Below are 18,558 nucleotides of genomic sequence, written 5' to 3'. Positions count from 1 at the left end.
AAATGCTGCTCAGGCGCGGATATAGCGCAGCACGGCGTCACAGATCATGGCTTTGTGGCGCTGCTTGACTTCATCAGAGGAAAGGTCGATCTGGAAGATCTCGCCAAAAGTATGGCGGTTCGACACCCGGTAGAAGCAGAACGAACTCATCAGCATATGCAGGTCGATGACCTCGATGCCGGTGCGGAATACCCCTTCCTCGACGCCACGGCGCAGTGTGTTGCCCAGCGCCTCGAGCACCAGGCTGCTCATCTCGCGGATTGCCGGCGACTGCTTCACGTACTCGCCATAGTGAATGTTCTCGGTACAGATGATCCGCACGAAATCGACGTTGCGGTCGTGGTGGTCGAAGGTGAACTCCACCAGCCGACGTATCGCCTGCTCGGCCGGCAGTGACTCCAGGTCCAGGCTTTGCTCGGTCTTGCGGATATCCCCGTACAACTTGACCAGGCATTCGCAGTACAGCTGCTCCTTGCTGCCGAAGTAGTAGTAGATCATGCGCTTGGAGGTGGCGGTGCGCTCGGCGATGGCGTCAACACGGGCGCCGGCCAGCCCTTGCTGGACGAACTCGTTGATCGCGGCCTGAAGGATGTCCTCACGCGTTTTCTCGGGGTTGTTCTTGCGCGTCTTGCGCCCCCCTACGATTTCAGGCTGGCCGAGGCTGACTACGGAATCACTCATACCCACTCACAGGCTATTTATTGGATTGCCCGGATTATCCGTGAGCGGGGCCACGCAGGGAAGCGCGCTGTTGGTACGGCGGCCGGATGCTTTCAGCGCAACTGACGCGCCGGGTAGGGCACCAATAAAACAAAATGATATGCAAATGACTAAACATTCTAACGAAATGGAATATAAAAATTGAAAGCCTAACGCCAGCTCCTTAGTCTGGGCGCACCGTTTACCTACCGACTCAAGGAGCAATGCCCATGCCCGCCCGTGCTTTTTCCCCCCTGCGCCGCCTGCTGCTCGGCGGTCTGCTGGCCAGTGTCGCCAGTTCCCTGCTGCCTTGGTCGCAAGCCCTGGCCGACGACACCAGGACCCTGCGCATCGGCTACCAGAAGTTCAACAGTATCAATATCCTCAAGGGCAGCGGTGCTCTGGAGAAGGCCCTGGCACCCCAAGGCGTGACCGTCAGCTGGCATGAATTCGCCGCTGGCCCGCAGTTGCTCGAAGCCCTGAGCACCGGTGCCATCGACCTCGGCCACGCTGCCGATGCACCTTCGGTGTTCGCCCAGGCCGCAGGCAAGCCGGTGGTGTACCTGGCTGCCGAGCAACCCTACCCACGTGGCATCGGCCTGGTGGTGCGCGAACAGGACCAGCTGGCCAGCGTCGCGGACCTCAAAGGCAAGCGCGTTGCCACGGGTCGCGGCTGGAATGCGCAGTATCTGCTGGCCGTCGCCCTGGAGCAGGCCGGCCTCAGCTACCGTGACATCACCCCGGCCTACGTCAACAACGCCGCCGATGCCGTGGCCGCCCTGCAGTCAGGCAGCGTGCAGGCGGTGACCCTGTGGGACCCGTTCCTGGCGGCAGCCGAAAGCCAGCCCGGCCTGAAGAGCCTGCGCGACGGTAGCGGCCTGTCGAACAACCGCACCTTCTACCTGTCCACAGCCAGCTTCGCCGATGAACATCGCGACCTGCTGAAAACCTTCTTTGCCGAACTGGGCAAGGTCAGCCAGTGGGCCAACGCCAAGCCTGCCGAAGTCGCCGCGCTGCTGTCGCCACAACTGGGGATCAGCGCCAATGTCCTGCAAGTGGCCAGTGAGCGCCGCAACTACAACGCCGTGGCGATCACCCCGCAGATTGTGGCCGAGCAGCAGAAGCTGGCCGATACCTTCCAGGGCCTGGGCCTGATTCCGCACAAGCTGCAGGTCGCCGACGCGGTCTACCCGGCTTCCGTGTTGCCCTGAACGGAGCCCACAGCATGCCGCGCCCGATCCGCTTCAACGCCTTCAGCATGAACGCCGCCAGCCACCAGTCGCCCGGCCTGTGGCGGCACCCGCGCAACACCAGTGTGAACTTCAACCGCCTGGATTACTGGACCGACCTGGCCCGCCTGCTTGAACGCGGCCTGTTCGACGCCCTGTTCATCGCCGATGTGCTGGGCATCTACGATGTCTACCAGGGCGGCCCCGAGGCTGCCCTGCGCGGTGGTGTACAGGTGCCGGTCAACGACCCGCTGCTGCTGGTCCCGGCCATGGCCGGGGTTACCGAACACCTGGGTTTTGGCGTCACCTTCTCGCTCACCTACGAACACCCCTACCCGTTCGCCCGGCGCATGTCCACGCTCGACCACCTGAGCAATGGCCGGGTCGGCTGGAACATCGTCACCGGCTACCTCGACAGTGCCGCGAGGAACCTGGGCCTGGCGCAGCAGCTGGGCCACGACCAGCGCTACGACCTGGCCGAGGAATACCTGCAGGTGCTGTACAAGCTGTGGGAGAAAAGCTGGGACGAAGATGCGGTGCTGTTGGAGCGTGACAGCGGGCGGTACATCGAGCCAACCCGGGTGCACCCTATCAAGCACACCGGCGAGCACTTCCAGGTACCCGGCATGCACCTGTGCCAGCCGTCACCCCAGCGCACGCCGGTGCTGTTCCAGGCCGGCGCTTCGCCGCGCGGCCAGCAGTTCGCGGCGCGCCACGCCGAATGCGTGTTCATCAGCGGGCCGACGCCCACGGTGCTGCACCGCTACGCCGACGGCATTCGCCAGGCCAGCGAGGCCGCCGGGCGTGGCCGTGACGCCGTGCTGATCTACGCCCAGGCCTTGCTGATTGTCGCCCCCACCCGGGAACAAGCCGAAGCACGCTTCGCCGAGTATCGCCGTTACGTGGACCTGGACGCCGCCCTGGCGCTGCTGTCGGGCTGGACCGGCATCGACTTTGCCGGCCTCGATCCCGATGCGCCGATCGAATATGTCGAGAACGATGCCGGCCGTGCAGCCCTGGCCGCCTTTACCGCGGCCGACCCGAACCGCCGCTGGACCGTGCGCGAGGCCGCCGAATTCGTCGGCCTGGGTGGCCGCGGCCCGGTGCTGGTCGGTGCGGCCAGCGAAGTCGCCGAGCAGCTGGAAAGCTGGTTGGAGGAGACCGGCATTGATGGTTTCAACCTGACCTACGCGGTACAACCGGACGACCTCGCCCAGGTGGTCGAGCTGCTGGTACCCGAGTTGCAACGGCGTGGCCGCTACCCGCTGAGCTATGCCGAAGGCAGCTTGCGGCACAAGCTGTTCGGCCAGGGCGACCGTTTGCCGGAAGCGCACGCCGGCCGCCAGGTCAGCATTTAGCTGGCAAATAGCGGGTATTCCAACATTTAATTTGTGGATGGCACGCACTCGCCCCTATCCTGTCGCCACATCCCCTGCGCCGCACCGGCCGGTGCGGTTCACGGCATGGGGAGAGAACAACAAGTCGAGATCGTCCATGTCGAATCATTCCTACTTCGCCCCCCACGGTGGGCACCCGGCTCAGACCGAGCTGCTGACTGACCGTGCCATGTTCACCGAAGCCTATGCCGTCATTCCCAAGGGCGTGATGCGTGACATTGTCACCAGCCACCTGCCGTTCTGGGACAAGATGCGCATGTGGGTCATCGCCCGCCCGCTGACCGGTTTTGCCGAGACCTTCTCGCAGTACATCGTCGAAGTCGCCCCGGAAGGCGGCAGCGAGCGCCCCGAGCTGGACCCGAACGCCGAAGCGGTGGTGTTCATCGTCGAAGGCGAACTGGATATCACCGTCGAAGGCAAACACCACACCCTGGTACCGGGCGGCTACGCCTTCCTGGCCCCCGGCGCCGAGTGGAGCCTGCGCAACAACAGCAAGGCCAACGTCACCTTCCACTGGTTGCGCAAGCACTACCAGAAGGTCGAGGGCCTGGACGTTCCCGAATCCTTCGTCACCCACCGTGACAACGCCACCGTCATCGAAATGCCAGGCACCGAAGGCCGCTGGGTCACCACCCGCTTCGTCGACATGGCCGACATGCGCCACGACATGCACGTGAACATCGTCACCTTCCAACCGGGCGGCGTGATCCCATTTGCCGAAACCCACGTGATGGAACACGGCCTGTACGTGCTCGAAGGCAAGGCGGTGTATCGCCTGAACCAGGACTGGGTAGAAGTGGAGGCTGGCGACTTCATGTGGCTGCGCGCCTTCTGCCCGCAAGCCTGCTATGCCGGCGGCCCAGGCAAGTTCAGCTACCTGTTGTACAAGGACGTCAACCGCCACGTGCACCTGACGCTGAACCCCAAGCGGTAAGCCCAGGCTGACCCCGCAAGCCCGCCAATCTGGCGGGCTTTCTGTTTGCCGCGCATACTGAAACCTCCAAACCCCGCGCGGTGCCTGCCATGAACCGCTGCCTGCTGCTCGCCGTCCTGCTGTTGTGCCCCCCCGCCCTGGCCGCCGATGACTGGGACCTGGCCTACGACCGCGAAGGCATTCGCGTCTACCTGAGCGGTGTTACCGGCTCGCCGTACCGGCAATTTCGTGGGGTCAGCACCATGAAAGCCAGCGTGCGCACGCTCACCGACCTGCAGGAGAACCTGCGGGTAGCCTGCAAATGGCTGTACGCCTGCAAGCAGATGCGCCTGCTGGAGGTGAACGGTGCCGATACCTGGGTGTACCTGACCACCAACCTGCCGTGGCCGACGATGCCCCGGGACATCGTGCTGAAAGTGACCACCGAGCGGCTCGACGACGGTACCCTGGTGCGGCACCTGAGTGCCGAGCCGGGCCGTTTGCCAGAAGAGCCCGGGCTGATCCGCGTGCAGCACTTGTCGGGCGAATGGATCATGAGGCCGCTCGGCAAGCGGGAAACCGAGGTGATCTACCAGCTGCAAGCCGACCCGGCGGGGGATGTGCCGGGTTGGCTGGCCAACCGATTCGTGGTCGATGCGCCGGTGGTGACCCTCAGAACCCTGAGGGCCGTAGCCGAGCGTCAACCTTGAGGCTTCAGTCAAACTCGTGGGACGGGTTGCAATGGCCGGCTGCAGTCAGGTAGGTACCTTCAGGGCAGGGTGTGTCTGGCACGCCAATGCTGCGGACGGTCCGACGACGGGCTTCAGGCTGTTCGGTAGACGATGCAGTCGTCTCGCTGACCGCAGTATCCGCTTCTTCACGCTCGTTGCCGTGAGCTACTTGAACCAGGCCTGCAGCGGCCAGCAGGGTTATGAATGCGATCTTTTTCATGGGGTCTCCGGAATGAGATCAAAGGGGTTGCGCAGCAGATCCTATGTTCCGCCCAGTCTGGATGGCTTTAGCCAGATTCCCCTCGAATCATTCAGAAACCCGCGCCTGCCTTGTGGGAATGATCGAGGCAGCAGCCATCGTCCAAGGGAAAGACAGCGCATTCGACACCTCGCCGAGCCCCGCTACCGCAGTTGCAGCGCTCAGATGCCGCCACCCGCCAACAATTGCGTCATCACCTCGGCCAGGGCCTTGACCATGATATCCGCCGTCGGCCGGTGAACGATGACGATTTCGTAGCTGTCGACCTCCGGCAGCCCCTGGCCTGCCCCCAGTACCCGATGCTCACCGGTAGCGGCCCGCGGTGGCAGCAGGCTGATGCCCATGCCATCGGCCACTGCAGCCTGGATGCCACTGAGGCTGGAGCTGGTGAAACTGATGCGCCAGCGCCGGCCCGTGCCCTCGATGGCATTGATCATGTCGTCGCGGTACAGGCCACGCGGTGGAAAGGTCACCAGCGGGATCGGGTCCAGTTCGAATGCCGGCGCACGTGCGCTGTCGATCCATTGCAGGCGCTCCGGCCAGCACGCCACCCCTTCGCGGGCGTTGCGCCGCTGCTTGAGCAGCACCAGGTCGAGCTCGCCATTATCGTAGGCCTGGCTGAGGTCCCGGCACAGGCCACTGGTGACTTCCAACTTCACCTGTGGGTGCCTTCGGCTGAACGCTGACAAGGCATTGGTCGTTCGCCCGCCAACGAAATCCTCGGGCACGCCCAGGCGCACGGTCACGCCCACCATCGCGCCGGCCAGGGCTTCGAGCATCTGGTCGTTCAGGGCCAACATGTGCCGGGCATAGCCAAGCAGGGTCTGCCCGGCGTCGGTCGGCAACACATCCCGGTTGCCGCGTACCAGCAGGCGATGACCGACCATGTCCTCGAGGCGCCGCACCTTCTGGCTGATGGTCGATTGGGTCGAGTGCAGACGGGCGGCAGCCGTGGTGAAACTGCCGCAATCAGCCACCACCACAATGGCGCGCAGCAAGTCGAGGTCGAACAGGGCCCTATTCGATTTCACGCCAGTAGACATTCTGGTATTCAACTTTCAAATGGCAAGGCTGTTTTCTATCACGCCACCCCCTGCACCGCAACGCGCAGGGCTAGTCGCCGAGTGCCACACCTTCGCGCCGGGGGTCGGCACCGCCCGACCAGCCGTCACCGCTGCGCTGGATGATCTGCATGCCACTGGTCATGCTCATGGGTGTTACCACATGCCCCCAGGCTGCCAGCTGGCGGATCAGCGCCGGGCTGGCCAACCCCGCCTCCACTTCGGTGTCGGCATTGCGGCTGCCGAAGTTGGGCAGGCCGGCCGCCTGCTGCGGGTCAAGCTGCCAATCCAGCAGGCCAATCAGCGCCTTGTTGACGTAGCCGATGATCTGCGAGCCTCCGGGCGAGCCCAGGCTGGCCACCAGTTCGCCAGAGGCTTGCGAGAACACCAGGGTCGGCGCCATGGACGACAGCGGCCGCTTGCCCGGCTGCACCCGGTTGGCCACGGGCTGGCCTTGTTCCTGCGGGATGAAAGAGAAGTCGGTCAGGTGGTTGTTGAGCAGGAAGCCCTTGACCATCAGGTGCGCGCCGAACGCTGCTTCCACCGAGGTGGTCATGGCCAGGGCCTGGCCGTGGTCATCGACCGCGCTGAGGTGCGAGGTGGAAATACGCAGCGGCGAACGGTCGGGGGCCAGGGCCAGGTCGGCGCCTTGCGGCTTGCCGGGGCGCGCGCGCTTCATGCTGTAGTCGCCGATCTGCCCGGCGCGGGCGGCCAGGTAGGCGGGGTCAGTCAAGGCCTTGACCGGTACAGCCACATGATCGCTGTCGGCCAGGTACTGGGCGCGGTCGGCATACACCAGGCGCTCGGCTTCGGCAACCAGATGCACGGCCAGCGCTGGGGCTTCGAGTTCGGCAGCCGATGAAGCAGCGACCGGCCGCATGGTGGCAAGGTCGCGTGCCGGCGCAGCCCGCTGCAGCGCTTCGAGAATGCCCAGGGTCTGCAGCACCGCCACCCCGCCCGATGAAGGCGGCGGCATGCCGCAGATGCGCCAGGCCTTGTAGGGGCCACATACCGGCTCGCGCTCCTTGGCCTGGTACTGCTGCAAGTCCTGCAGCGTCAGGTAGCCGGCGTTGGCATGGCTGCGCACCTTGGCCACGATGGCTTCGGCGATTTCGCCGGTGTAGAACGCCTCGGCGCCCTGCGCGGCAATCTGCTCGAAGGTTTGCGCCAGCTCGGCGTTGCGCAAGGTCGTGCCGACCGCCAGCGGTTTGCCGTGCGCATCCAGGAAGTAGCGGGCCATGGCCGGTGACCGGGCAATGAACGGGTCACTCGCCAGCAGGGCGTGAAGGCGTTCGGAAACCGGGAAACCGTTGCGTGCCAAGGCGATCGCCGGGGTGAACAGCTCGCCCCAGGGCAGCTTGCCGTGTTGCGCATGGGCCAGTTGCAACGCCCGCAACACGCCGGGCACCCCTACCGAACGGCCGCCGATCTGCGCCTCCCTGAACGGCATGGGTGAGCCGTCGGCTTGCAGGAACAACTTTTCCGACACCGCCGCCGGGGCTGTCTCGCGGCCATCGTAGGCCTGCACGCGCTGGCCGTCCCAGTACAGGATGAACGCCCCGCCACCAATACCACTGGATTGTGGCTCGACCAGGGTCAATACCATCTGCATCGCGATGGCCGCGTCGATGGCGCTGCCACCGGCCCGCAGCATCGCCCGCCCCGCCTCGCTGGCCAGCGGGTTGGCGGCAGCGACCATGTGCCGGCTGGCGTGCACCGGCTGCAGGCCAGAACGATAGCCGGAGGCCAGTTCCGGTGGTGCTGGCAGTACCGCATCGGCACATGCCCAGCCACTGGTAGCCAGCAGGCACAGGGCGCTTGTCAGGTGGGTGAAGAATGTCATCGTTTGCTTCCTGCCATTACCTGTTCAGCACGGCACTGTCGGTCATACGCAAACTTCACTGCAAGCCCTGGCAGCTTTTCCGGCATGGATGCACGCAGGCAGGCGCGGGCTTCAGGTCACCTCCTCGAACGGCAGGCCCACATAGTTTTCGGCAATGTTCACCAGCCCCGCCGGCGAAGTCAGGAAGTACTCGCGGTCGGCCTCCTGCATCTTCTGGTCCCAGGCGTCCTTGTGGCTGCCGAAATCATGCAGCAGCTGGGTCATGAACCAGCTGAAGCGTTCGCCCTTCCACACCCGGCGCAGGGCCAGCGGCGAATATTGCTGCAGCAGCTCGGTACGCCCTTCGCGGTACACCTTGAGCAGGATGCGGTACAGATAGTTGACGTCCGAGGCGGCCAGGTTCAGGCCCTTGGCCCCGGTGGGCGGCACAATGTGCGCGGCGTCGCCGACCAGGAACAGATGACCGTACTGCATCGGCTCGACCACCAGGCTGCGCAGCGGCGCGATGCTCTTCTCCAGGGCCGGGCCAGTCACCAGGCGTGCCGCCACGTCTTCGGGCAGGCGTGCCTTGAGCTCATTCCAGAAGCGTTCATCGGACCACGCCTCCAGCTGATCCTCCAGCGGGATTTGCAAGTAGTAACGGCTGCGTGTGAGCGAACGCTGGCTGCACAGCACGAAACCGCGCGCATGGTGCGCGTAGATCAGCTCGTGATTGACCGGCGGGGTATCGGCCAGCAGGCCCAGCCAGCCAAACGGGTAGACCCGCTCGTACTGCTTGAGCACACCGTCGGGGATGCTCTGCCGCGAGACACCGTGGAAGCCGTCACAGCCGGCGATGTAGTCGCAGTCCACGCGGTGGACCTGGCCGTCCTTCTCGTACGTCAGGTAGGGCCGCTCGCCCTTGAGTTCATGCAGCTGGACATTGCTCGCCGAGTAGAGGGTCGGCGCCCCACTGGCTTGACGCGCCTGCATCAGGTCACGTGTCACTTCAGTCTGGCCGTATACCATCACCGTCTTGCCGCCGGTCAGGGCCTTGAGGTCCAGGCGCTGGCGACGCCCGCCAACCAGCAGCTCGACCCCTTCATGAACCAGTCCTTCGCGGTCCATGCGCGCAGCCACGCCGGCTTCGCGCAGCAGGTCGACCGTACCTTGTTCCAGCACCCCGGCGCGGATCCGACCTAGTACATGCTCCGGGGTCTGGCGCTCGACGATCAGCGTATCGATACCGGCATTGTGCAGCAGTTGGCCCAGCAGCAGGCCAGACGGGCCTGCACCAATAATTGCAACCTGAGTTTTCATTGTTGTTGTCTCTATGCGGACGACACCGGCCTCGGACTGGCAGTGAGGCGGCATCTGCTGTTAGGGTTTGCCTTTGCATTTTTACTGGCAAAAACCGCTGCGCAGCTGTGCTATTCCATGCATAACCTGCACTTTTACAAAAAACGTTCGATTAACGGACAGGCGCTCCTGCATGAAATCTCCCCTCTCCGGCGTCCCGGTGTTCACGCTGTATGGCGGAAACCAGGCCTGGCCCGGTAACGACCTGCTGCACTGCGAGTCGATCGAGGCACGTAGCCGCCTGCACCACTGGGAAATCAAGCCACACCAGCACGCCGAGCTGTTCCAGCTGCTGTACGTGCAGCGCGGCCGGGCCGAAGTGGAGATCGAGGGGTTACGCAGCACTATCGGCGAAGCGGCGATCCAGGTGGTGCCGCCGCTGACCGTGCACGGTTTTCGCTTCAGTGCCGATATCCAGGGGCATGTACTGACCTTCGGTACGGCGCTGGTAGCAAACCTGGAGCAGCGCCTGGGCGCGCCATTGGCGGTACTGGCGAAAGCGGCATGCTACCCATTGGGCCAGGACCGTGGGCGTTTGCGCGGCCTGATCGACACCCTGCAGCAGGAGTACCAGGGCAACGCCCCGGCACGGCCAGCGCTGCTCGAGGCCCTGGTGACGGCGCTGATGGTATGGATCAGCCGCCGCCAGCAGTCGGGGCAGGCACCACGCAACCGCGATGAGCGTGACCGCCACTTGCTGGGGGAGTATTTGCGCCTGGTCGAGGCGCATTATCGCGAACACCTGTCGGTGGAGGATTTTGCCGCGCGGCTGAATATCCCCAGCCAGCAGCTGAACCAGTTGTGCCGTGCGCTGAGCGGGCAAACTGCATTGCAGGTGGTGCACCGGCGGTTGCTGCTGGAGGCGCGGCGCAATCTGGTCTACACGCGGATGAGTATCGGCCAGTTGTCAGATAGCCTGGGGTTCACCGACCCGACGTACTTTGCCCGCTGGTTCAAGCGGTTGAGCGGGCAGACCCCCAATGGCTATCGGCGGGCGGCGCAGCCAGACTGAGGCAGGCGCGCACCGGCCACACGTACCTGCGCCTCTGCTTGACGTATACGTCAACCTGCCGTCAGGATAGCCGCATACACCACGCCGAGCCCCAGCATGAGCACCCAGACCTACAGCATCTCCGACTTGTCCCGTGAGCTGGACATCACCACCCGCGCCATCCGCTTCTATGAAGAGCAGGGCCTGCTGAGCCCGGAGCGCCGCGGCCTGGAACGTATCTATTCGGCGCGCGACAAGGTCAGCCTGAAACTCATCCTGCGCGGCAAGCGCATCGGCTTTTCCCTGGCCGAATGCCGCGAGCTGATCGAGCTGTACGACCCCTCCAGCGGCAACCTCAAGCAGCTCAACAGCATGCTGGCGAAAATCGCCGAGCGCCGCGCCCAGCTGGAACAGCAGATGCTCGACATCCACCAGATGCAACTGGAACTGGACACCGCCCAGGAGCGCTGTGAACAGGCTCTGGCCGCCACCCTGAACAACAAAGACAACCGCTGAAAGCCACAGGAAACCCGCCATGTCCTTGCCCAAACACGTCCGCCTGGTCGAAGTCGGCCCCCGCGACGGCCTGCAGAACGAAGCCCAGCCCATCAGCGTCGCCGACAAGGTACGCCTGGTGGATGACCTTACCGAGGCAGGCCTGGCTTATATCGAAGTGGGCAGTTTCGTCTCGCCCAAGTGGGTGCCGCAGATGGCCGGCTCCGCCGAGGTGTTCGCCGGCATCCACCAGCGCCCGGGGGTCACCTATGCCGCGCTGGCGCCCAACCTGCGCGGTTTCGAAGACGCCCTGGCCGCAGGGGTGAAGGAAGTCGCGGTATTCGCGGCGGCCTCCGAAGCCTTTTCGCAGCGCAACATCAACTGCTCGATCAGCGACAGCCTCAAGCGCTTCGAGCCGATCATGCAAGCGGCCAACAAGCACGGCGTGCGCGTGCGTGGCTACGTGTCGTGCGTGCTCGGCTGCCCCTATGAAGGCAGGGTCAACGCCGAGCAGGTCGCGCCGGTGGCGCGCGCCCTGCACGAAATGGGCTGTTACGAGGTTTCCCTGGGCGACACCATCGGTACCGGTACGGCCGGTGATACCCGGCGCCTGTTCGAAGTGGTGTCGGCACAGGTACCGCGCGAGCAACTGGCTGGGCACTTCCACGATACCTATGGCCAGGCCTTGGCCAACGTGTATGCCAGCCTGCTCGAAGGCATTCGTGTTTTCGACAGCTCGGTAGCCGGGTTGGGCGGCTGCCCGTACGCCAAGGGGGCGACTGGCAATATCGCCAGTGAGGATGTGGTGTACCTGCTGCAGGGGCTGGGCATCGAAACCGGCATCGACCTCGACCGGCTGATAGCCGCCGGCCAGCGCATCAGCGACGTGCTGGGCCGTGACAATGGGTCGCGGGTCGCACGGGCACGCAGCGCACACTAGGTCATACGGGTGTCACATGGCTGTGGGTGAGTGTTACCGCCGTCACGTTTTGCAGCGAAAAATCGGGTAACAGGGAAACAAATCGGCAGATTTACAAGCTCTGGCGATTTTCGACAAACCTTTAAGTCATTGATTTACAAGGACTATAAAAAGTTGGCACGCACCCTGCTATATCTTTCGTACAACAACAAAAAAAATGTGACACCCAATAAAAACAACAGGTAACGGCTCTGACATAACAAGAACAACACGGCAGAGACGCAGCAAGCAGATTTTTTTGGAGTCGACACGCTTTTCAGGGGTACGCCCCGCGGTCTGGCACAGAACAATAAAACTACCTCAAGGTAGCGGCAGCCAGGTTCGGATCAGCCATGATGAAAGCAGGTCAGCGCTCAAAAAAATACGTTTGCTCTTGGCCCCGCATGGGGGTCGCCCGCAACACCCGGACAGGCTGACAAAAACAACAACAGGCCGGTCCCAATAATAAAAAAAGAGCAGGCAACAACGCTTTGGGGGGAGCTTCGGCTCCCCTCAGTGCTTCCTGCCCTCCTCCTCTTCCTGCTTGCTCTCATCCTGCCCTTCCAGTTTGTCCACCAGTAGCGGCATCGTGCCCAGCACCAGCAGGGCCAGCACCGTGCTGATCACCGCCGTGGCCTCGCGGCCCATGCCGGCGGCCGTGCCGATGGCGGCAGTCATCCACAACCCGGCGGCCGTGGTCAGGCCCTTGACATGGCTGGGGTCCTGGCCGTTACCTTTCAAGATGGTGCCTGCACCGAGAAAACCGATACCGGCGACGATCCCCTGGATCACCCGGCTCAGGGCATCCTCCTCGGCACCGGCCATGCTCGGCGCCAGCACGAACAGCGCCGCCCCCAGCGACACCAGCATATGCGTGCGCACACCCGCCGACTTGCCCTTGTGTTCACGCTCGAAGCCCAGCACGGCGCCGAGCAAGGCGGCCATCAGCAGGCGCACGAGGATCTGCGTGACCTCGCGAGTATCGGCGATATCGGCGAATTCGGCCTGGATTGCTTGCCAGATGAGGTCCATTGTGCTTGTTCCCGTGCCTGTCATCTGCAAAGGTTGACCGCGATACCCAGCGCAAAGTGCCGCTGAACCTGCCAATGGAGCAACCCACACGATTCCGTGGTCCACCCTGTAACCGCCGCTGGAGGATCACCCCATGCCCATTGAAATCGACCAAAGCACGCGCCGCTGCACCCTGATTGGCGAGGACCTGCGCATTGAAGGCGATGGCCCGGCCATCGAAATCATCACCGATGAACAGTTGCGCATGTCGGTGGCCCTGCTCGCCGGCCAGCGCGTGCCGATCACCGAAGCCGAGGCCGATGCGCTGACCGTAGCGGGTGCGATAGATAGTCGCAGGCATCTCAAGGCCAGCGCGCCAGGCTCGGTAATCTAGGGCCTGGCGGGGCGAGCCGGGGAATCTGATACGGTTTTTATCGGGAAATCTGAGCCTGTGCTGATAACAGGCCCATGGCCATAGTATTCATGCCTGATCGAGGCCTGATGAGCACCGAGCCATGACCGATAGAATCCTTTTCACAGAGATCGCCGTCGCCCCCGCCAGCACCCAGCCACGATGCAACGACAGCGGCATTCACACGCGCAGCTTCAGCGGGCTGTACCGCAACCTGCGCATCGGCTTTGCCGGTGCCCTGTTCGTGCTGTTCTTCGGCACCGCCTGGCTGAACTGGGAGGGTCGCCAGGCCGTGCTCTGGGACCTGGATAACAGCAAGTTCCACATCTTTGCCGCCACCTTCTGGCCGCAGGACTTCATCCTGCTGTCGGCTTTGCTGATCATTTGCGCTTTCGGCCTGTTCGCCATCACTGTGTATGCCGGCCGTGTCTGGTGCGGCTATAGCTGCCCACAAAGCACCTGGACCTGGCTGTTCATGTGGTGCGAAAAGGTCACCGAGGGGGACCGCAACCAGCGCATCAGGCTGGCCGCCGCCCCCTGGAGCCTGAACAAACTGGGCCGCCGCGTGTTGAAGCACAGCCTGTGGTTGGCCATCGGCCTGCTCACCGGCCTGACCTTCGTCGGCTACTTCACGCCAATTCGCCCACTGGCCGCAGAGCTGTTCACCTTGCAACTGGGCGGTGTGGCGCTGTTCTGGGTACTGTTCTTCACCGCCGCCACCTACATCAACGCCGGCCTGCTGCGCGAAGCGGTGTGCCTGCACATGTGCCCCTACGCACGCTTCCAGAGCGTGATGTTCGACAAGGACACCCTGGCAGTCGCCTATGACCCGCGTCGTGGCGAAGCCCGTGGCCCGCGCAAGAAAGGCAGCGACGCCCGCGCCCAGGGCTTGGGGGACTGCATCGATTGCACCTTGTGCGTTCAGGTATGCCCCACCGGCATCGACATCCGTGACGGTCTGCAGATGGCCTGCATCGGTTGCGCGGCATGCATCGACGCCTGTGACGGGGTCATGGACAAGATGGGTTACGCCCGTGGCCTGATCGGCTACAAGTCCGAACACAGCCTGCAAGGTGGCAGCACCCACTGGTGGCGCCCGCGCCTGCTGGGTTACGCCAGCGCGCTGATAGTGATGATCGCGGCGCTGGGGCTGGCCTTGCAACTGCGCCCGATGGTATCGCTGGACGTGATCAAGGACCGCGGCCTGTTCCGCGAAAATGCCCAGGGCCAGATCGAGAACATCTACCTGCTCAAGGTCATCAACAAGACCGCGCGTGCCCGGCACTATCAGCTGCGCCTGGTGGACGCTGACGGTTTCAGCTTGCAGGGCAAGACTGCCTTCACTGTCGCGGCCGGCGACATGAGCGAGGTGCCGGTGTCGGTAGCGCTTTTGGCCGAGCGCCCGGCCAGCAGCTCGCAGACGCTTGGCTTCGAAATCAGCGACCGCGACGACGCCAGCATCCGCAGCGTGGCCAACAGCCGCTTCGTCGCGCCGCTGAACCGTTGATCCCTTACACTAGCTCACCTTGCCTGCCAGGCTTCGACAGAAGGCCAGAATGAAACGCTACGAACGCTTTGCCGATGACATTGCCGAACTGATCCGCTCCGGGGTGCTGGGCCCCGGCGAGCGTGTGCCCTCGGTGCGCTATGCCAGCCAGACCCACGGCGTCAGCCCGTCCACCGTGTTCCAGGCCTATTACCTGCTGGAACGGCGCGGCCTGATTCGCGCGCGTCCGCGTTCGGGTTACTTCGTCAATGCCTACGCCCCACGCCAGTTCAGCGAGCCGCAGGCCTTGCAGCCGGTCAGCGAGTCCACCGCTGTCGACGTCAGCGCATTGGTGTTCTCGATCCTCGACTCGATCAAGGACCCGAACACCGTGCCATTCGGCTCGGCGTTCCCCAGCCCCGAGCTGTTCCCGCTGCAACGCCTGTCGCGTTCGCTGGCCAGCGCCAGCCGCAGCATGGACCCGCGCATGGTGGTCACCGACCTGTCGCCGGGCAACCCGCAGCTGCGCCGGCAGATTGCCTTGCGCTACATGGTCGCCGGGCTGATGTTGCCAATGGAAGAACTGCTGATCACCAACGGCGCGCTGGAAGCATTGAACCTGTGCCTGCAGGCGGTCACCCAGCCGGGCGACCTGGTAGCCATCGAGGCGCCGGCCTTCTACGCCTGCCTGCAGGTGCTGGAGCGGCTCAAGCTCAAGGCGGTGGAAATCCCCGTGCATCCACGCGAAGGCATGGACCTGGGCGTACTGGCGCAGACCCTGGAAAAACACCCGGTCAAAGCCGTGTGGTGCATGACCAATTTCCAGAACCCGGTGGGCGCCAGCATGCCGGAAGCGAAAAAGCAGGCGCTGGTGGCGCTGCTGACCCGGCACCAGGTGCCGTTGATCGAAGACGACGTGTATGCCGAGCTGTACTACGCCCAGCAGGCTCCCAGACCGGCCAAGGCCTTCGACAGCGAGGGCCTGGTGATGCACTGTGGTTCGTTCGCCAAGAGCCTGGCGCCCGGCTACCGTATCGGCTGGGTGGCGGCCGGGCGCTTTGCGCAAAAGATCGAGCGCCTGAAGCTGATGACTTCGCTGTGTGCTTCGATGCCGGCCCAGGCCGCCATCGCCGACTACCTGCAGCACGGCGGCTACGACCGTCACCTGCGCAAGCTGCGCTACGCCCTGGAAGGCCAGCAGGCCAACATGCTGGCGGCCATTGCCCGCCACTTTCCGGCGCAGACGCGGGTCAGCCAACCGTCCGGCGGCTACTTCCTGTGGCTGGAACTGCCCGAGCAGATGGATGCCCTGAAGCTGTTCCACATGGCACTGGCCCAAGGCATCAGCATCGCCCCGGGGCCGATCTTCTCGCCTACCCGGCGCTTCGGCAATTGCATCCGCCTGAACTATGGCAGCCCCTGGCATGAAGATGCCGAACGGGCCATGGAAACGCTGGGACGGATCATCCGTTCGTTCTGATGGCTGAACGTATTGCGCAGCCTGTGCATCAATGCCCGTGATGCCATGCCTCGCGGCGGCCCCTGCAGTCCCTGGGCGAAAGGATTCGCCGCCTGCTGGGGGGTGGCCCGCAGCCACGCTGAGCGGCTATCCGTGTGCGGGTGAACGCGCTACAGTCTGGGCGTTACCTTTTGTCGGATGTCGGCATGCCTCAACGCGAACTGCTCAACCTGCGCCAACAAGTCGAAAACCTGCAACGGCACAATACGCTGCTGGAAGCACGCCTTTCCAGCCTTCAGGACCACGGCCAGGACTTCTACCGTTCGCTGTTCGACACCATGGACGAAGGTTTCTGCGTCATCGAATTCTTCGACGGCCCGCATGGCCCGCTCAGTGACTATGTGCACGTGCTGGCCAATGCCGCCTACGCCAAACATGCCGGCATTGCCGATGTGGTCGGGCAGAAGCTGCGCGAAATGGTACCCGACGAGGCGGATGATTGGGTGGCACGTTATGGCGCTGTGCTGCGCACGGGCGAACCCCTGCACTTCGAACAGGAACTGGTTGCCACCGGGCGCGTGTTATCCATTACCACGTTCCGCATTGAACCCGCCGAGAAGCGCCAAGTGGCCGTGCTGTTCAAGGACGTCACCGAACGACGACGGGCAGAACAGGCCTTGCAGCGCCTGAACCAGGAGCTCGAGCAACGGGTAAGCACCGCACTGGCAGAACGCAGGCTGTTTGCCGAGTTGGTCGATCACAGCATGGTCAACGTGCACGTGATCGGCAAGGACATGCGCTGGCTGGCTGTAAACCGGCAGGCCAGGCACGATTTCCGGCTTCTGTACGGGCAAACGCCGGAAGTCGGCGATTACATGCCCGGGCTGATCAACCACGACTACACCGAGCAGACGCCGATCCTGCCACTCTGGCAACGCGCGCTGGCGGGCGAGCAGTTCGTCGCGACAGGCGCATTTGGCCAGGCACCCGGGCAACGCCATTACGAGCTGCGCTTCAACGCCCTGCGTGACCATGACGGCGAGATCAAGGGCGCTTATCTGTTCGCCTATGACATCAGTCAACGGGTGCAGGAGCAAGAACGTCTGGCCAAGGCCGAAGAGGCCCTGCGCCAGGCGCAGAAAATGGAAGCGGTAGGCCAGCTCAGCGGCGGCATCGCCCACGACTTCAACAACCTGCTGGGCGGCATCCTAGGAGCCCAGGAGTTGATGCGCCAGCACCTGCGACAGTCGCGCTTCGATAGCCTGGAAGGGTTGCTGGAGCTGTCCAGCGGCTCGGCGCAGCGGGCTTCTTCGCTGGTGCACCGGTTGCTGGCGTTTTCCCGCCAGCAAACCCTGCAACCCTGTGCCACGCAGGTGGCCACGCTGGTGGCAGGCATGGAGGAGCTGCTGTGCCGCACCATCGGCCCGTCCATCAACCTGACCAGCCGCTTTCCCTGCCAGCTGTGGCCAACCTTCATCGATCCACCGCAGCTGGAAAGCGCCCTGCTCAATCTCTGCATCAATGCCCGCGATGCCATGCCCGGCGGTGGCGCGATCGAGATTCACGGCGACAACCTGATGCTGGACGAGGAGCAGGCCCGCGCAATGGAACTGCCAGCCGGTGAATACGTGCGGCTGAGCGTTACCGACAACGGCAACGGCATGACGCCGGAGGTAGCCGAGCGCGCAGTGGACCCTTTCTTCACCACCAAGCCCATGGGCCAGGGCACTGGCCTGGGCTTGTCGATGACCTACGGCTTCGTGCGCCAATCCGGCGGCCAGCTACGGCTATTGTCGACACTTGGCGAAGGTACCCGCATCGAGTTGCTGCTACCGCGCCACCACGAGCAACCTGAAGCGCCGGCCGCCGTGGCAAAGGGCACGCTGCCAGAGCAACGCAGCCCGGACGCGCAGCGTATCCTGCTGATCGAAGACCAGGTCGCCTTGCGCCTGGTGGTCTGCGAAGTGCTGGAGGAGTTGGGTTATCGGGTCGATGCATTCGAGAACGGCCCGTCCGCCCTCGCCCACCTGCAGGACGGCGAGCGTCCAGACCTGCTACTCAGCGACATCGGCCTGCCGGGTGGCCTGAATGGCCGCCAGGTGGCAGAACGTTGCCGCGAGCGCTACCCCGACCTCAAGGTGCTGTTCATCACCGGTTACGACGAAAGCGCAGCGCTCACTGACGGCCAGTTGCTGCACGGCACGCTGGTGCTGACCAAACCGTTCGAGCTGCAAGTGCTGGCCGAACGGGTGCGCATGCTACTGGATGGCTGACCG

At 64.0% G+C, this 18,558-nt stretch carries 17 protein-coding genes; 11 read left to right on the top strand and 6 right to left on the bottom strand.

The genetic code is table 11. The annotated features are described in order from the left end of the window. Positions 1-9: 9 nt before the first annotated feature. Positions 10-681, bottom strand: a complete 672-nt coding sequence (locus B4L76_RS09875) for a TetR/AcrR family transcriptional regulator (RefSeq protein ID WP_296232129.1) — start codon at positions 679-681, stop codon at positions 10-12. Positions 682-929: 248 nt separating this feature from the next. Between B4L76_RS09875 and B4L76_RS09870 the strand changes: the two genes are divergently transcribed. The 4 genes from B4L76_RS09870 to B4L76_RS09855 all read left to right on the top strand — a co-directional run bounded on the left by B4L76_RS09870 (position 930) and on the right by B4L76_RS09855 (position 4,948). Next, on the top strand, positions 930-1,910 hold the full coding sequence (locus tag B4L76_RS09870) for an aliphatic sulfonate ABC transporter substrate-binding protein (RefSeq protein ID WP_296232128.1): 981 nt from the start codon (positions 930-932) through the stop codon (positions 1,908-1,910). A 14-nt stretch (positions 1,911-1,924) separates the two neighbouring features. Beyond that, entirely contained in the window at positions 1,925-3,286 is a 1,362-nt protein-coding gene (locus B4L76_RS09865) for an LLM class flavin-dependent oxidoreductase (protein ID WP_296232127.1), read from the top strand. A 136-nt stretch (positions 3,287-3,422) separates the two neighbouring features. Continuing rightward, a complete protein-coding gene (locus B4L76_RS09860) occupies positions 3,423-4,259 on the top strand; it encodes a bifunctional allantoicase/(S)-ureidoglycine aminohydrolase (protein ID WP_170030190.1) in 837 nt (278 codons plus the stop codon). An 89-nt stretch (positions 4,260-4,348) separates the two neighbouring features. Beyond that, positions 4,349-4,948: an START domain-containing protein gene (locus B4L76_RS09855; RefSeq protein WP_296232125.1), complete on the top strand. Its 600-nt coding sequence runs from the start codon at positions 4,349-4,351 to the stop codon at positions 4,946-4,948. Between the two features lie 4 nt (positions 4,949-4,952). Here B4L76_RS09855 and B4L76_RS09850 read toward each other — a convergent pair whose 3' ends face one another. The 4 genes from B4L76_RS09850 to pobA form a co-directional block, all read right to left on the bottom strand. After that, positions 4,953-5,189: a hypothetical protein gene (locus B4L76_RS09850; protein ID WP_296232123.1), complete on the bottom strand. Its 237-nt coding sequence runs from the start codon at positions 5,187-5,189 to the stop codon at positions 4,953-4,955. A gap of 200 nt (positions 5,190-5,389) precedes the next feature. Beyond that, positions 5,390-6,271, bottom strand: coding sequence for a LysR substrate-binding domain-containing protein (locus B4L76_RS09845; RefSeq protein WP_296232121.1), 882 nt, complete (start codon positions 6,269-6,271; stop codon positions 5,390-5,392). Positions 6,272-6,341: 70 nt separating this feature from the next. Beyond that, positions 6,342-8,132, bottom strand: a complete 1,791-nt coding sequence (ggt, locus tag B4L76_RS09840) for a gamma-glutamyltransferase (protein WP_296232120.1) — start codon at positions 8,130-8,132, stop codon at positions 6,342-6,344. A gap of 111 nt (positions 8,133-8,243) precedes the next feature. After that, positions 8,244-9,431, bottom strand: a complete 1,188-nt coding sequence (gene pobA / locus B4L76_RS09835) for a 4-hydroxybenzoate 3-monooxygenase (RefSeq protein WP_296232119.1) — start codon at positions 9,429-9,431, stop codon at positions 8,244-8,246. A 172-nt stretch (positions 9,432-9,603) separates the two neighbouring features. On the opposite strand from pobA, the gene B4L76_RS09830 reads away from it, so the two are divergent. The 3 genes from B4L76_RS09830 (at position 9,604) to B4L76_RS09820 (ending at position 11,896) form a co-directional block, all read left to right on the top strand. Beyond that, the gene (locus tag B4L76_RS09830) at positions 9,604-10,482 is read left to right on the top strand and encodes a helix-turn-helix domain-containing protein (protein ID WP_296232118.1); all 879 of its coding nucleotides are present in this window, start codon (positions 9,604-9,606) and stop codon (positions 10,480-10,482) included. Between the two features lie 96 nt (positions 10,483-10,578). After that, the gene (locus B4L76_RS09825) at positions 10,579-10,977 is read left to right on the top strand and encodes a MerR family transcriptional regulator (RefSeq protein ID WP_013972930.1); all 399 of its coding nucleotides are present in this window, start codon (positions 10,579-10,581) and stop codon (positions 10,975-10,977) included. Between the two features lie 19 nt (positions 10,978-10,996). After that, positions 10,997-11,896, top strand: a complete 900-nt coding sequence (locus B4L76_RS09820; RefSeq protein WP_296232113.1) for a hydroxymethylglutaryl-CoA lyase — start codon at positions 10,997-10,999, stop codon at positions 11,894-11,896. A 531-nt stretch (positions 11,897-12,427) separates the two neighbouring features. Here B4L76_RS09820 and B4L76_RS09815 read toward each other — a convergent pair. After that, positions 12,428-12,946, bottom strand: coding sequence for an MgtC/SapB family protein (locus tag B4L76_RS09815; RefSeq protein WP_296232111.1), 519 nt, complete (start codon positions 12,944-12,946; stop codon positions 12,428-12,430). 133 nt (positions 12,947-13,079) lie between these two features. On the opposite strand from B4L76_RS09815, the gene B4L76_RS09810 reads away from it, so the two are divergent. The 4 genes from B4L76_RS09810 to B4L76_RS09795 all read left to right on the top strand — a co-directional run bounded on the left by B4L76_RS09810 (position 13,080) and on the right by B4L76_RS09795 (position 18,555). Beyond that, the gene (locus tag B4L76_RS09810; protein ID WP_296232110.1) at positions 13,080-13,319 is read left to right on the top strand and encodes a DUF3203 family protein; all 240 of its coding nucleotides are present in this window, start codon (positions 13,080-13,082) and stop codon (positions 13,317-13,319) included. A 121-nt stretch (positions 13,320-13,440) separates the two neighbouring features. Beyond that, on the top strand, positions 13,441-14,844 hold the full coding sequence (gene ccoG / locus B4L76_RS09805) for a cytochrome c oxidase accessory protein CcoG (protein ID WP_296232108.1): 1,404 nt from the start codon (positions 13,441-13,443) through the stop codon (positions 14,842-14,844). A gap of 49 nt (positions 14,845-14,893) precedes the next feature. Further along, positions 14,894-16,303: a GntR family transcriptional regulator MpaR gene (mapR, locus tag B4L76_RS09800; RefSeq protein WP_296232106.1), complete on the top strand. Its 1,410-nt coding sequence runs from the start codon at positions 14,894-14,896 to the stop codon at positions 16,301-16,303. A gap of 185 nt (positions 16,304-16,488) precedes the next feature. Then, on the top strand, positions 16,489-18,555 hold the full coding sequence (locus tag B4L76_RS09795; RefSeq protein ID WP_296232104.1) for a hybrid sensor histidine kinase/response regulator: 2,067 nt from the start codon (positions 16,489-16,491) through the stop codon (positions 18,553-18,555). Positions 18,556-18,558: the final 3 nt, after the last annotated feature.

This window comes from Pseudomonas sp. UBA4617, assembly GCF_002386445.1.
Classification (GTDB): Bacteria; Pseudomonadota; Gammaproteobacteria; order Pseudomonadales; family Pseudomonadaceae; genus Aquipseudomonas.
Note: the sequence above shows the minus strand (reverse complement) of the source record. Positions and strands in the feature narration are given on the sequence as shown.

Excerpts from the sequence above, each read along its gene's own strand:
- B4L76_RS09820 (WP_296232113.1), top strand. The coding sequence starts at position 10,997 with ATGTCCTTGCCCAAACACGTCCGCCTGGTCGAAGTCGGCCCCCGCGAC.
- B4L76_RS09865 (WP_296232127.1), top strand. The coding sequence starts at position 1,925 with ATGCCGCGCCCGATCCGCTTCAACGCCTTCAGCATGAACGCCGCCAGC.
- B4L76_RS09860 (WP_170030190.1), top strand. The coding sequence starts at position 3,423 with ATGTCGAATCATTCCTACTTCGCCCCCCACGGTGGGCACCCGGCTCAG.
- B4L76_RS09795 (WP_296232104.1), top strand. The coding sequence starts at position 16,489 with ATGCCTCAACGCGAACTGCTCAACCTGCGCCAACAAGTCGAAAACCTG.
- B4L76_RS09845 (WP_296232121.1), bottom strand. The coding sequence starts at position 6,271 with ATGTCTACTGGCGTGAAATCGAATAGGGCCCTGTTCGACCTCGACTTG.
- B4L76_RS09875 (WP_296232129.1), bottom strand. The coding sequence starts at position 681 with ATGAGTGATTCCGTAGTCAGCCTCGGCCAGCCTGAAATCGTAGGGGGG.
- B4L76_RS09830 (WP_296232118.1), top strand. The coding sequence starts at position 9,604 with ATGAAATCTCCCCTCTCCGGCGTCCCGGTGTTCACGCTGTATGGCGGA.
- pobA (WP_296232119.1), bottom strand. The coding sequence starts at position 9,431 with ATGAAAACTCAGGTTGCAATTATTGGTGCAGGCCCGTCTGGCCTGCTG.
- ccoG (WP_296232108.1), top strand. The coding sequence starts at position 13,441 with ATGACCGATAGAATCCTTTTCACAGAGATCGCCGTCGCCCCCGCCAGC.
- B4L76_RS09855 (WP_296232125.1), top strand. The coding sequence starts at position 4,349 with ATGAACCGCTGCCTGCTGCTCGCCGTCCTGCTGTTGTGCCCCCCCGCC.
- B4L76_RS09815 (WP_296232111.1), bottom strand. The coding sequence starts at position 12,946 with ATGGACCTCATCTGGCAAGCAATCCAGGCCGAATTCGCCGATATCGCC.
- mapR (WP_296232106.1), top strand. The coding sequence starts at position 14,894 with ATGAAACGCTACGAACGCTTTGCCGATGACATTGCCGAACTGATCCGC.
- B4L76_RS09870 (WP_296232128.1), top strand. The coding sequence starts at position 930 with ATGCCCGCCCGTGCTTTTTCCCCCCTGCGCCGCCTGCTGCTCGGCGGT.
- B4L76_RS09810 (WP_296232110.1), top strand. The coding sequence starts at position 13,080 with ATGCCCATTGAAATCGACCAAAGCACGCGCCGCTGCACCCTGATTGGC.
- B4L76_RS09825 (WP_013972930.1), top strand. The coding sequence starts at position 10,579 with ATGAGCACCCAGACCTACAGCATCTCCGACTTGTCCCGTGAGCTGGAC.
- ggt (WP_296232120.1), bottom strand. The coding sequence starts at position 8,132 with ATGACATTCTTCACCCACCTGACAAGCGCCCTGTGCCTGCTGGCTACC.
- B4L76_RS09850 (WP_296232123.1), bottom strand. The coding sequence starts at position 5,189 with ATGAAAAAGATCGCATTCATAACCCTGCTGGCCGCTGCAGGCCTGGTT.